This window comes from Thermus caldifontis, assembly GCF_003336745.1.
Taxonomy (GTDB): domain Bacteria; phylum Deinococcota; class Deinococci; order Deinococcales; family Thermaceae; genus Thermus; species Thermus caldifontis.
On sequence record NZ_QGMX01000014.1, the window covers coordinates 1 to 12,036 of the forward strand.

16 protein-coding genes are annotated in these 12,036 nt (G+C 61.8%); 10 read left to right on the plus strand and 6 right to left on the minus strand.

The genetic code is table 11. The features are described from left to right. Positions 1-150: 150 nt before the first annotated feature. Both DK874_RS08980 and feoB read left to right on the plus strand, forming a co-directional pair. On the plus strand, positions 151-414 hold the full coding sequence (locus DK874_RS08980; RefSeq protein WP_114313691.1) for a FeoA family protein: 264 nt from the start codon (positions 151-153) through the stop codon (positions 412-414). After that, on the plus strand, positions 383-2,467 hold the full coding sequence (feoB, locus tag DK874_RS08985; protein WP_114313692.1) for a ferrous iron transport protein B: 2,085 nt from the start codon (positions 383-385) through the stop codon (positions 2,465-2,467). Before DK874_RS08980 ends, feoB begins: the two co-directional genes overlap by 32 nt. Before the next feature lie 268 nt (positions 2,468-2,735). Here feoB and DK874_RS08990 read toward each other — a convergent pair whose 3' ends face one another. Next, positions 2,736-2,996: a ferredoxin family protein gene (locus DK874_RS08990; protein WP_114313693.1), complete on the minus strand. Its 261-nt coding sequence runs from the start codon at positions 2,994-2,996 to the stop codon at positions 2,736-2,738. Positions 2,997-3,133: 137 nt separating this feature from the next. Here DK874_RS08990 and DK874_RS08995 point away from each other — a divergent pair, with 137 nt between their 5' ends. From DK874_RS08995 to DK874_RS09010, 4 genes are all read left to right on the plus strand, one after another. Further along, positions 3,134-3,532, plus strand: coding sequence for a hypothetical protein (locus DK874_RS08995; RefSeq protein ID WP_114313694.1), 399 nt, complete (start codon positions 3,134-3,136; stop codon positions 3,530-3,532). Then, on the plus strand, positions 3,523-3,756 hold the full coding sequence (locus DK874_RS09000) for a DUF488 domain-containing protein (RefSeq protein ID WP_205387576.1): 234 nt from the start codon (positions 3,523-3,525) through the stop codon (positions 3,754-3,756). Before DK874_RS08995 ends, DK874_RS09000 begins: the two co-directional genes overlap by 10 nt. 186 nt (positions 3,757-3,942) lie before the next feature. After that, the gene (locus DK874_RS09005; protein WP_114313695.1) at positions 3,943-4,443 is read left to right on the plus strand and encodes a cytochrome P460 family protein; all 501 of its coding nucleotides are present in this window, start codon (positions 3,943-3,945) and stop codon (positions 4,441-4,443) included. 9 nt (positions 4,444-4,452) lie between these two features. Continuing rightward, positions 4,453-5,019, plus strand: coding sequence for a MarR family winged helix-turn-helix transcriptional regulator (locus tag DK874_RS09010; protein ID WP_114313696.1), 567 nt, complete (start codon positions 4,453-4,455; stop codon positions 5,017-5,019). On the opposite strand, the gene DK874_RS09015 is transcribed toward DK874_RS09010, so the two are convergent. The 5 genes from DK874_RS09015 to DK874_RS09035 form a co-directional block, all read right to left on the minus strand. Then, complete coding sequence (locus DK874_RS09015) at positions 5,016-6,146, minus strand: TIGR04053 family radical SAM/SPASM domain-containing protein (RefSeq protein WP_114313697.1); 1,131 nt, start codon at positions 6,144-6,146, stop codon at positions 5,016-5,018. The genes DK874_RS09010 and DK874_RS09015 overlap by 4 nt on opposite strands. 157 nt (positions 6,147-6,303) lie before the next feature. Further along, complete coding sequence (locus DK874_RS09020) at positions 6,304-7,911, minus strand: nitrite reductase (RefSeq protein WP_114313698.1); 1,608 nt, start codon at positions 7,909-7,911, stop codon at positions 6,304-6,306. Positions 7,912-8,045: 134 nt separating this feature from the next. Further along, entirely contained in the window at positions 8,046-8,342 is a 297-nt protein-coding gene (locus tag DK874_RS09025) for a hypothetical protein (protein ID WP_114313699.1), read from the minus strand. Further along, positions 8,335-9,765, minus strand: coding sequence for a cbb3-type cytochrome c oxidase subunit I (locus DK874_RS09030; RefSeq protein ID WP_114313700.1), 1,431 nt, complete (start codon positions 9,763-9,765; stop codon positions 8,335-8,337). The genes DK874_RS09025 and DK874_RS09030 overlap by 8 nt, the downstream gene beginning before the upstream one ends. A 10-nt stretch (positions 9,766-9,775) precedes the next feature. Next, a complete protein-coding gene (locus tag DK874_RS09035; protein WP_114313701.1) occupies positions 9,776-10,441 on the minus strand; it encodes a c-type cytochrome in 666 nt (221 codons plus the stop codon). 230 nt (positions 10,442-10,671) lie between these two features. Between DK874_RS09035 and DK874_RS09040 the strand changes: the two genes are divergently transcribed. Genes DK874_RS09040 through DK874_RS09055 form a run of 4 tightly spaced genes read left to right on the plus strand, consistent with a single transcriptional unit; the run spans position 10,672 to position 12,009 of the window. After that, positions 10,672-11,097: an RrF2 family transcriptional regulator gene (locus DK874_RS09040; protein ID WP_114313702.1), complete on the plus strand. Its 426-nt coding sequence runs from the start codon at positions 10,672-10,674 to the stop codon at positions 11,095-11,097. 47 nt (positions 11,098-11,144) lie between these two features. After that, complete coding sequence (locus DK874_RS09045) at positions 11,145-11,342, plus strand: DUF542 domain-containing protein (RefSeq protein ID WP_205387577.1); 198 nt, start codon at positions 11,145-11,147, stop codon at positions 11,340-11,342. Next, complete coding sequence (locus DK874_RS09050) at positions 11,339-11,635, plus strand: cupin domain-containing protein (protein ID WP_114313703.1); 297 nt, start codon at positions 11,339-11,341, stop codon at positions 11,633-11,635. Before DK874_RS09045 ends, DK874_RS09050 begins: the two co-directional genes overlap by 4 nt. After that, entirely contained in the window at positions 11,632-12,009 is a 378-nt protein-coding gene (locus DK874_RS09055) for a hypothetical protein (protein WP_114313704.1), read from the plus strand. The genes DK874_RS09050 and DK874_RS09055 overlap by 4 nt, the downstream gene beginning before the upstream one ends. Positions 12,010-12,036: the final 27 nt, after the last annotated feature.

Here is a 12,036-nt window from a genome sequence, read left to right on the forward strand (position 1 = left end):
CATCCGCAGCCATGTCCTGCTGCAAATGGCTGGGGTGGAGCTTTAAGGTAGCAAACGAAGGAAGTAGTTATCGCTTTTAACTTACAAAATCCGAGCGGAATACTTGACATTAACGAGGTTTCGGTTTAGCCTGGGCCCAGGAGGTCGGTTATGCTTTCCCTAGCCCAGCTTTCCCCTGGCCACCGGGCCCGCATCCTTAAGGTTCCACCGGGACAAAAGCGGCTCCTCGCCTTGGGGTTAAGGCCAGGGGCTGTGGTAGAGATTCTCCTCCAGGCTCCTTTGGGGGATCCCCTCGAGGTCCGGGCTGGGGAAACCTATTTGCTTTTGCGTCGGGCAGAGGCCAAGGACATCCTCGTGGAAACCCTACTCTCCAACGAACCCCATGGAATGCCCCCGGTGCAACCCACCCGATAGCGTCACCCTAAAGACTCCATCCACCCATGAACGCTGGGCCTTGGTGGGTGGGCCCAACACCGGAAAATCCTCCCTCATCAACGCCCTGGCGGGAAGCCAGCTCTCGGTGGGCAACTGGGCGGGGACCACCCTCGAACGCCTTTCTGCCCAGTTGGACCTGGAAGCCACGCGGGTGGAGCTGGTGGACCTACCCGGCACCTACAGCCTTCTGGCCACCTCCCCGGAAGAAGCCCTGGTGGTGCGGGAACTCCTCCAGAACCCCCCCGACCTGGTCCTCAACGTTTTGGATGCGGGCAACCTGGAAAGGAGCCTGGTCCTCACCCTGGAGCTCATGGAGCTGGGCCTCCCTATGGCCCTGGTGGTCAACCTCCTGGACGAGGCGGAGGCCAAAGGGCTACGGATCAACCTCGAGGCCCTGGAGGAGGTCCTGGGCCTGCCCGTGGCCGGCACCGTTGCCAGCCGGGGCCAAGTGGCGGGCGTTTTGCCCAAGGCGAAGGAGGCGCGTATTCCCAGCCCCAAGGTGCGGTATCCCGAGGCTCTGGAGGAAGCCATCCACCGCTTGGGCCCGTGGATTCCCAACCGGGCCCTGGCCCTGCTGGCCCTTATGGGGGAGGAGGGCCTTCCCCTATCCCGGGAGGCGCTACAGGCCCTCAAGGAGGAGCGAAAGCACCTGGAGAATGCCGGCCATGACCCCTATCTCCTGGCCCTCGAGGCCCGTTACGCCACGGCGCGGGAGATTTACCGCCGTGTTGCCCATCGGGTGGAAACCAAGGCACCCCTCACCGAGAGGCTGGACCGCCTGGTCCTCCACCCCCTTTTAGGCCTACCCCTTTTCCTCCTGGCCCTCTTCGCTACCTTCCGCTTCACCTTTACCCTCTCCACCCCATGGGTGAACCTGATCGGCAAAGTCCAGGAGGTCCTCGCAGGATGGGCGGTAGCCCTTCCCCTCCCCTCTCTGTTTCGATCCTTCTTGGCGGAAGGATTGGTGGCCGGAGTGGGCACGGTCTTGGCCTTTGCTCCCCTGCTCTTCCTCCTCTACCTGGCCTTGGCCTTCTTGGAGCTCTCCGGCTTCCTGGCCCGTATGGCCTTTGTGGCCGACCGGGCCATGCAGTGGGCGGGACTTCCGGGCAAGGCCTTCATCCCTCTGGTACTGGGCTTTGGCTGCAATGTTCCCGCCGTCTACGCCACCCGTACCCTCACCCATCCCCTGGACCGCCTCAGAACCGCCTTGGCCATCCCCTTCATGGCCTGCGGGGCTCGGCTTCCCGTCTTCACCCTTTTCGCCTTCGTCTTCTTTCCCCAACAAGCGCCCCTGGTGGTCCTAGGGCTTTACCTCCTGGGGTTGCTTACGGGCTTGTTCACCGCCCTGCTTCTGGGTAAGGTACTGCGAGCCGAACGAGGGGAAGGCGCCATGGAGCTTCCCCCTTACCGCTTCCCTCCTTGGCGGCTTCTCCTGCGCCTGGCCTGGGCCCGGACCCAGAGCTTTCTGCAAGGAGCAGGAGGACCTATCCTGATGGCGGTCTTGGTTGTTTGGGCCCTTCTCCACCTGCCGTTCTTGGGGGGAAGCCCCTATGCCTTCTTGGCCAAGGCCCTGACTCCCCTGTTTCATCCCTTGGGCCTCGAGGACTGGCGGCTGGTAGGAGCCCTGATCCCCGGGTTCATCGCCAAGGAAGTGGTGGTGGGAACCCTAGGGGTCAGCTTCCTGGGAACGGAAGGCCTCAGCCCTCTAGGGTTGGTTGCGGGGGTAAGAGAGCTTCTGGGAGCCCTCCTTTCCACCCTAACCGGCACGTTCCAAAGCTTGGGGGCGCTCTTCCTCCCCTTAAACCTAGACCTCGCCCCCGAGCCCACTCCTCTTCAGGCAGCCCTCAAGGAGGCAGTTTCCCCTTCTGGGGCCTTGGCGTATCTGGTCTTTGTCCTCCTCTACACCCCTTGCGTGGCCACCTTGGCCGCGCTCCGACAGGTGGTTGGCGGAAAAGTAGCCCTGGCCGCCGTGGTGTACCAGCTTTCCGTGGCCTATGGGTTGGCCTTCCTCACCAGCAGGTTACTGCCATGATGGTAAGAGCCCTCCACCTCCTCGCCTCCCCCACGACTCCCCGGGAACTGGCTGGGGCGCTGGGGCTCAGCCTCGAGGCAACCCTTCTCCTGCTTCAACAGCTAGAGCGAAAAGGCTATGTGCAACCCCTTCCCTGCGCCCCATCCTGCGGGGCATGCGCTTTTCGTAACCTCTGCCCTGGACCCGGCGAAACCACCTGGATCCGAACCCCAAGGGGTTGCTCAACCCAAGCTCTCCACCCTAACCCCGAACCCAGAGAGCTCTAGCGTTACTCCAACACGTGTACGTTAGGCAGGGTTTTGGCCCAACTCCGATTCTTTTCTATATACTCCCTCCACTGCTCGGGCACGTCCTCCTCGGGGTAGATGGCGTTCACCGGGCAAGCGGGCACACAGGCCCCGCAGTCGATGCACTCGTCAGGATGGATGTAAAGCTGCTCCCCGGCGTCGTAAATGCACTCCACGGGGCAGACCTCCTGGCAGGACCGGTCCTTTACACCGACGCAGGGCTCACAGATCACGTGGGGCATAACCACCTCCAGACCTAGCCTGCTCCCCGGCCCCTGGCCCGTCCATGACCCGGGTCAAAGGGCTTTGGGATCCTGCCCCCGATGCCTTCCCGGAACAAACTCACACTTGTGGAGGGCGAAACGAACAAGAATAAGCCATGGTAGCTTTGCGAAAACCCCTTCCCCCCTATACCCTTCACACCCTAGGAGGGCAAAGGGTGTACCTGCCGGACCTTAAGGGAAGGATACTGGTTCTCCTACGCGACCCGGGGATGGCCCAGGCCCTGGCCCACAGGCAGGCCGAGCTCGCTACCCTCGAGGCCCAAGCCTTCTTCCTTCTTCCCCAAGACGCCTGGGAAAGCCCCCTACCCCTCCTTCTGGACCAGGAGGGAAGCCTGGTCCAGGCTATCCCGGAAAAGGGGGTGTTGGTGACCGATCCCTTCTTGGAAGTCTACCATCTAGGGCCCGTGGAAGGCGTGGGGGAGATCCTGGACTGGGTGCGCTTTGTGGGAGCCCAGTGCCCGGAGTGCGTCCTTCCGGAGGCAGAATGGCTCTAAAGGTAAAGCGGGTCTACGAGCCAGCTTCCCCAGAGGACGGGGTGCGGGTGTTGGTGGACCGCCTCTGGCCTCGAGGGCTCAGTAAGGAGAAGGCCCAGGTGGACTGGTGGGCCAAAGAACTTGCCCCCTCAGAGGCCCTCCGCCGCTTCTTCGCCCACGACCCCGGGAAGTATCCCGAGTTCCTTCGCCGCTACCGAAAAGAGCTAGAGGGCAACCCCGCCTAGGAGCGCCTCAAGGCCTTAAGCCAGGGAAAAACGGTAACCCTTCTCTTCGCCGCCAGAGAGGAGCATTACAACAACGCCAGGGCCCTGCTGGAAATCCTAGAGCAGGAGCCTTGAGCCGGTCTTCCCGTCCCCCTTGACAGGGCTTAGGCCTCGGGTTATTATTTAGGAGTACTAAGGAGGTAGCGTATGCGCTTGAAACGAGCGGTGTTTCTCGGCCTTATGGCCCTAGGCCTCTTGGTTCTGGCCCAGTACCCGTCCAGTGGGGGCCAGGCTCAGGCCAGCTTCCCCTACCCGGAGGGCTTCCGCCTTTGGACCCACGTGAAGAGCATGGAGCTCAAACCCGGCCATCCCCTCTACGAAAGCTTCGGCGGCCTTCACCACATCTACGTGGACCCAACCGGGCTCAAGACCTATCTGGAGGGCAAGAAGAATCCCTTCCCTAAGGGCACGGTCATCGTCTTTGACCTCCTCGAGGCCAAGGAGGAAGGAAGCGCTCTCCTGGAAGGCCCAAGGAAGCTCATCGGGGTGATGGTCAAGGACCCGGACCGGTATAGGGCCACGGGAGGCTGGGGGTACTATGCCTTTGGCCCCGACAAGAAGCCCATGAGCATCGACCCCGCCTCCTGCCACGCCTGCCACCAGGGGGCAGCCAACACCGACTTCGTCTTTAGCGCCTTCCGGCCCTAAGATGAAAGGGTGGGCACCCCGCAAGGCCAAGACCGGGAGGAAAAGCTCCTGGCCCTCTTAGAACGCCTGGCCCAGGTGGAGCGGGCCCTCCTCACCCGGCAGGCCTACCACCTGGGCCTTACGGCTTTGCAAGCCCAGCTTCTCCTGCACCTTTCCGAGAGGCCTTATGGGGTGGTGGCCCTGGCCGAACTCCTGGCCCTCACCCCAGCCACGGTGAGCGAGGCCCTCACCAGCCTGGAGCGCAAGGGCCTTCTGTCCCGGGCCAAGGACGAGCGGGATGGCCGGCGCTGGGTCTTAAAGCCCACGGTGGAAGGGGTTAAACTGGCCCACGCTCTAAAAACCTACGCCGCCCCCCTCCGCCATGCCCTGGCCCAAATACCCCATCAAGAGGAGGTCCTTTCCGGGCTCATGGAGCTTTTGGCAACGCTGGTGCGCCAAGGAACGGTGCCCGAGACCGGCCTTTGCCTTACCTGCCGCTATCTACGGCGAGAAAAGGGCTTTTTCTGCTCCCTCCTCCGCCTGGACCTAAAGCCTTTGGACCTTCGCCTTGCCTGCCCAGACCACGCCCCCGCCTAAGTGCCCGCTCTAGGAACCCTGCCCACCTTCTCCAGCCAAGCCGGGGGCACATAGGCGCACCGGGGCTCGCTGGCCAGATAATCCCCGGTTTCCGCCCAGGCCCTAGCCCGACTCCCCCCGCACACAAAGCGGTACTCGCAAACCCCACACTTCCCCTTGAGGAGGTCTTTGTTACGGAGTTCCCGAAAGAGGGGGCTATGACGATATATTTCCAAAAGAGATCTATCCCGGATGCTGCCGGCATACACCGGCAAAAACCCTGAAGGGGCTACATCCCCGGTGGCGGATACGAAGACAAAGCCATTGCCGTCCGTAACCCCAAGCCGGGAGTGCTCCATACCGTCTTGGAAGTACTCCCGGTGGAGGCTCTCTCCCGCCGCCAGGGCCCGGTCCTGCCCCCCTTCCTCCCTACGCCTCTGTAGCACCACCCGGCGGAAGTGGTGGGCCTCGGTGGTTTTCACGTGGAAGGGATAGATCCGGGAGACCCCGTAAAGCCAGTGGAGCACCTCTTCAAACTCCCGGGCGGAAAGCTGCTTTAAAAGAAGTCCGCGTCCCACGGGCACCAGGAAGAAAAGGCTCCAAAGGACCACCCCTTTCTCCGCCAGGAGATCGGGCAGAGCCTGGATCTCCGGCCAGTTCTCCCGGGTCACGGTGGTGTTCACCTGGGTAGGAAGCCCTGCCTCCTTGGCCCATTCCAAGGCCGCCAGGGTCCGGGCAAAGGTGCCATCCTCCCCCCGGAAGGCATCGTGGCTTTGGGGGCTTGCCCCGTCCAGGGAAAGGGCGAGCCGGGTCACCCCCGCCTCCTTCAGCTGGAAGACCTTCTCCCGGGTAAGGAGGGGAGTGGCCGCCGGGGTGAGGCCCACCTTAAGGCCCAGCTCCCGGGCTCTTTGGATAAGGAAAAGGAGGTCGGAGCGAGCCAAGGGGTCCCCCCCGGTAAGGAGCAAGAGGGGCTTGGGGCGGTAGGTGGCCACCTCCTCTATGAGCCTCAAGCCCTCCTCCGTGGAAAGCTCCCCGGGCAGGGGGTGAGGCATGGCTGAGGCCCGGCAGTGGCGGCAGGCCAGGAGGCAGGCGTTGGTCACCTCCCAGGCAACCAAATAGGGGTACTGGGCAAACTCGGGGCGTTCCATACAAACAGGGTAACCGGTGGCTAGGGCACCCAAACCATGACCGGGGTCAAGCAACGAGGGCGGGATAGCTGTTTTTGGCCGTCGCAAGAGCGGGTATGCGGAACCTGTGGGCCAAGGGGGAAGGCCTTAACCCTTCCCCCTTTTTAGGCCCAAGGGTTCAGTAAATGTCGTAAGCGGTGTTGTACACGTTGAACTTGCCAGTGGGGGTGCGCACCCAGTCCCCGGTGATCCGGGCCTTCTCCTTCAGGGTCATGGCGTCGTAGACCACGATGAAGGTGGGGGTGTCCTTAGAACCCCAGGCGGAAACCCAGATCTCGGTGCCGCCCTTGTTGAACTCAGGATGCACCATGCGGGCCTTCAGCTCCTGGGCACCCGGCACCTCCCAGCACCTGGCCACCTCCAGCTTGCGCTTGTCGATGGCGCAGAGGCTCGCCGCCGCCTGAGGACTTGGGCTCATGGGGAAATCCACGATGACCCAAGGGCTATTGGGGTGGGTCTTGATGAAGAGGGTGCCGGTGTAGGGCAAGCTGATCCGCTTGACCACCTTCCAGGCGTACTGGGGATGCTTTTCCGGGTCTACGCCCACCACGGTCACCTCGGGGCTACCGATGTTGCCCGTGGCCCAGACCGGCCCGAAGGTGGGATGCTCCCAGTTGGAACCCCGGCCCGGGTGGGGCCTGACCCCCGCCTCCACCTCGGCGGCAAACTCCCGGGTCTTGGTATCGATAACGATGAGCTTGTTCAGGGCGTTGGCCGCCACGATGAAGTACCGCTTCAGGGCCCAACCCCCGTCGTGGAGGAAGAGATCTGTATCAATCATGGTGATGGGCAAGGGCCGGCCCTTTTTATCCAGCTCGGAGTAGTCCACCAGCCAGGTCTGGCCCGACTCCTTGAGGTTTACAATCCACTCGGGGTTAAAGTGGCTAGCCACGATGGCCGCCACCCGGGCCTCCATGACCAGCTCCCCTGCCCCCTTGGTGTAGGAGATGGTGGAGACCATCTTGATGGGCTCCAGGGTCAGACCATCCAGGATCACCATGGTCGGCGGCCAGTAGCATCCCACCACCGCATACTTGTCCTCGTAGCCCTTAAACTTGCTGGACTCGATGGAACGAGCATCCAAACAAGGCTTAGACTCGGCCACCACCTGGGGTGGGTTCATCCAGAGGTCGATGAGGCTGGCCTTGCCGTCCCGGCCGATGGCCATGAAGTACCGGCCCGTGGCCGAAGAGCGGAGGATGTGGGTGGCAAAGCCCGTGGGCACGATGGTAACCAGTTCCTTCTTATCCCCATCGATGATGGCTACCTGACCGGTATCCCGGAGCACCTGGCCGAAGAAGTTCTGCCAGTTGCGGTCATGGAGCGGCTTGGCGGGCCGCTTTTCCAGTGGCACGTGCACCTTCCAGGTCTTCCTTATCTCCTCGTAGGTGGGGATGGGCGGCGCAGGTGGTTCCTCTAGAAGAAACCGGGCAACAAGTTCGGTTTCCTGTTGGCTCAAGATCCCCTGCCGCCCCCAGTCGGGCATCCCCCCAGGAAGGCCGCCAAAGATCACCGCCTTCAGGTACTCCAGACCCTTCTCTGCCATCTTCTTCGGGTCCAAGGCCGGACCCGTGGCTCCCTTGCGCAACACCCCGTGGCAACCTGCGCACCGGTCAAAGTAGATCTTGGCCGCCTCCTCCTTCTCCCCCGGGCTCAGGGGACCAGGGGCCTGGGCCAAGGCCAAGGCACTCAAAACCAAAACGCCCAATAAGGCTAACCTCCTCATGGCTTTCACCTCCAGTAACTAGGATACCGATGTCCGAGTAGTACAGATGTCCTATGACGGAAGTCCCTACAAAAATCTGCTTACCGGTAGCCCAAGCCGGACCCATCGATGGGCCCGGCAGAAGGACGGAAAACCTAGTGGGCGTGCTCCTTCTCGTGGAAGGTGGTCACCACCCACCACATCCCCTGAGGGATGAAAAGGTAAACCGCGGAGCTAAAGGCGATCAGATACTTCCAGAATGCGTCCAGGTAAGGTGGCAGAATCATGCCCAAAGCCCCCAGGGTCTGCAAGGCGGCGAAGAGATAGGAAAAGGTGACGATGGAAGGCCTCCCCAGCATCCGCCCCAGGGCGTAGAACATGGCGTAGAAACCCGCAGCGGAAACCATGAGCATGCCATAGAGCATCAGGTCCCGCACCGCCTCGCTAGTCATGGGCCCCCACCTCCTTGGCCGTCCGGGCCTCCCCTTTCCCAATGGTAACCAGATCCCACAGAAGAACCAGGTAGCTCACCAGAAAGAAGACCCCAAAGACAAAGCGCCAGACCATGCCGTTTTGGAACCAGGGGTGCTGCTGGGCGTCTATATAAGCCTGCCAGGTACTGCCCCCGATGGCCCGTTCCACCATGGTTTGAGTAAAGCCGGCGATGGTCATGGCCGCAGACATCCCAAAGATGCCCACCACCATAAGGACAAACGCCCACTTCCACAGCTTGGAGTCAAAACGGGGAAGCTCGGGGCGACGCACCTGGTGGAGCGCCATGTAGATCACCGTGAGGATGGCGGTAACGTAGGCCCCGAAGAAGGCCAGGTGGCCATGGGCTGGAGCCAGCTGGGTACCATGGGAGTAGAGGTTGATCTGGGGCAGGGTCTGCATGAACCCCCAAACCCCGGCGCCGATGAAGTTGCCAAAGGCCTGGGCAATGGCCCAGAAAAGGGCAGGTTGGTTCACGGTCTGCATGCGGTGCATCCCAGCGTCGTAAACCGCATGCACCACCATGGCCACCAGAGGAATAGGCTCGAGGGCGCTAAAGAATCCTCCCAAGCCCAGCCAGTACTCCGGGGTGCCGATCCAGAAGTAGTGGTGCCCAAGGCCCAGGATCCCGGTGCCGAAGACCAAGGCCACCTCTAGATAAAGCCAGGTCTCCACAATGCGTCTAGGAGTTCCCAAAAGGTGCATGAGGGCCATGGCCATGATGGAGCCCACCAGCACCTCCCAGGTGGCCTCCACCCAAAGGTGCACCACCCACCACCAGAAGTACTGGTCCATGGAGATATTGGGGGTGTAGTGCATGCCCGCCGTATAGAGCCCGGCCAGGGCTACCAGGTCGAACATCAATACCGCCACCACCCCGGTGATGCGCTGGGCCTTAAGCGCCGTGGCCACCACGTTGTAAAGGAAGATGGCCATCACCGCCACGATGCCGAAATCCGCCCAGCGGGGAGCCTCTATGTACTCCCGGCCCTCGGTGATGAACCATAGGGTAAAGGCGTTCCCCGGTCCGTACTGGACCAAAAGGTAGACCAGGACCACGATGCCCACCGCAGCGATCAGGGTGAAGAAGGCAAATCTGGCCAAGCGGATGCCCACCACCTCCCGCCCCAGCTCCAGGGGCAAAAACCAGTACACTCCGCCCATGAAGCCCAGGAGTAGCCAGACGATCATGGCATTGATGTGGAGCATCCGGTTGGTGATGAAGTTAAGCTTGCCGTAAAGAAAATTGGGATCCAGGTACTGCCAGGCCGCCAGCAAACCGAAAAGGACCTGGGCCCCAAAAAGGGCCAAGGCCACCCAGAAGTACCAGAGGGCCAGCTTCTGGGACTCGTAGAGTTTCCCTTGCGGTAAAGCCTGGGTCATGAGGTACCTCCTACTGCACCCCGGCGAAGCGATCCGGGAAACCGTTGGTGTCTATGGCCGACATCCACTTCAAGAAAGCCACCAAGGCCATGGCCTCCTCATCCGTCAAGCCTAGGTTGGGCATACGGCGGACAAAGGTGGGATAGCGATCCGGATGCTTAAGCCATTCCGCCATGGCCTCCTCCTTGGTGGCCTTTCCGGTCATGCTCTTGACCATGGTCTCCCACTTGGGGTCCAACCATGCCCGGGTGAGGTCGGGAGCGAAATAGGCCCCGTTGCCTAAGAGGGTGTGGCAGTCCATGCAGTTACGGCTTTGCAGGGTCATCTTACCCTTGTTGACCAGGGCGTACGCTTCCTTCTCGCTCCACAGCTTGCCGAAAAACCCCACCTCCTCCCCGATGACCGGGATGTCCCGCCGCTTCTCGTAATCCCGCTTGAGCCCAACGGCCTTGTTAATCACGGTGTAGGCCGGCACCCGGGCCGAACCCTCCCGGATTTGGTTCAGGGAATCAATGGTCAGGTAAAGCAGAATCCCGGTCATGATCAGGGAGCTCACCACGGCCGCATTGCGCCAGAAGCGGGGCTCGAGCCACCCGGATCCCCGTGAAAGCCATAGGGTAAGGACCACGGTGGCGAAAAGGGCCCCGATGGTGGTCTCTATCCAGCCGATCTCCATACCTCAACCTCCTTTCACCTCCAACTCATAAACTCGGGTATCCTGGTCCGGGTTTCCATGACCTAGGTCAAGGGCAAATGTCCCCAGGGATCCTCCCTCTTCAAGCCTCTTTGGCCTCGAGGCCCTGCCCCTTTCCCTGGCCAGGGGAACCCAACCGGCTTCGCCCTGGAGAGCAGGACACTTCACCATCTGGGACTCCCAAGGCCTTAACCCCCCTTTACCATGAGGGTATGCGGTTACGCACCCTACTCAAACGCGAGGAGTCATACGCCATCCACGCCCTTTTGCTCCTGGTGGAGGAACCCGGCCTTCCTGCGCAAGAAATCGCCCAAAAACTAAAGATACCGCCAGCTTTTCTGGCCAAAGTCCTTTCCAAACTGGCTAAAGCGAGCCTGGTGGAAAGCCGCATGGGCCGAGGGGGAGGGGTATGGCTAAAAGAGCCCCCGGAGGGGATCACCCTGCTTAAGGTGATAGAAAGCCTCTCCGGCCCTGTGGCCCTAGACCTTTGCGCCACCCTAAAGCGCTGCCCCACAGAGGAGAGGCGAGGGTTCTGCTACCTAAAGCCAAGCCTGGTGCGCATGAACCAGGAGATCCGCAAAACCCTCGCAGGCTTAACCCTAAAGGACCTTCTACCCGAAACCCCCAGGACCGTTTGACCCAGGTCATGGCGGTAAAACCCCCTGGGTGCCAAGCTTAGGGGGGTATGGTGGAACTCAACTTAAAGACCACAGTAAACGAGGTGCTCCAACGCCATCCGGAAGCGGTGAGCCTACTCAATGAGATGGGTATAGATACCTGCTGCGGTGGGGCCGATTCCCTGGAAGAAGCCGCCCGCCAAGCAGGGAAAAACCCAGAGGAGGTGCTGAAGGACCTCCTGGCCTTTTTAGGGTGGGAAGGATGAACCTTCAGAGGAAGGCCCGCTACGGCGAGGTCCCTGGGGTGGAGCTTCTGGCCGACCACCCGGAGGTCCGCCTGGTTCTCTTCAGCTTGCAAAAAGGGCAGGAGGTACGGGGCAAGGGGGAGCCAAGGGTGCACCTCTTTTGCCTCGAGGGGGAGGGCATCCTGTGGGCTGGGGAACGGAGCATCCCCGCTACCCCCGGCACCCTCCTGGCCGCGGAGCCTAGGGAAGCCCACGGGGCCAAGGCCGGAGAGGGAGCCTTCTTGGTGCTTGGCATCATCACCCCCAGGCCATGATTCCGGCGAGCCGGCTCGCCCTCACCGCGGCCCTCCTCTGGTTCTTGGTCGCCAGCCTGGTGGGCTTACTCCTAGGTTTAGGCCTCCTTCCCTATTCCTGGCGGCCCACCCACGCCCACATGCAACTGCTGGGCTTCGTGAGCCTTATGATCTACGGGGTGGCCTACCACGCCCTGCCCCGGTTCCGGGGGGTGGTCTTCCGCAGGCCAGGACTGGCCCTTTTCCAGGTGCTCCTGGCCAACCTCGGACTTCTGGGGATGGCCTTAGCTTGGGGCCTGGGGCTTGGGACCCAGATATGGGGGCTTTTCGCCATCCTCTCGCTTTTGGCGGGAAGCCTTTTCGTCCTCCTCATGCTGGAGGTGCTCTGGCGCTAAAGGTTCCTCGGACCCCCCTTTGGAGAA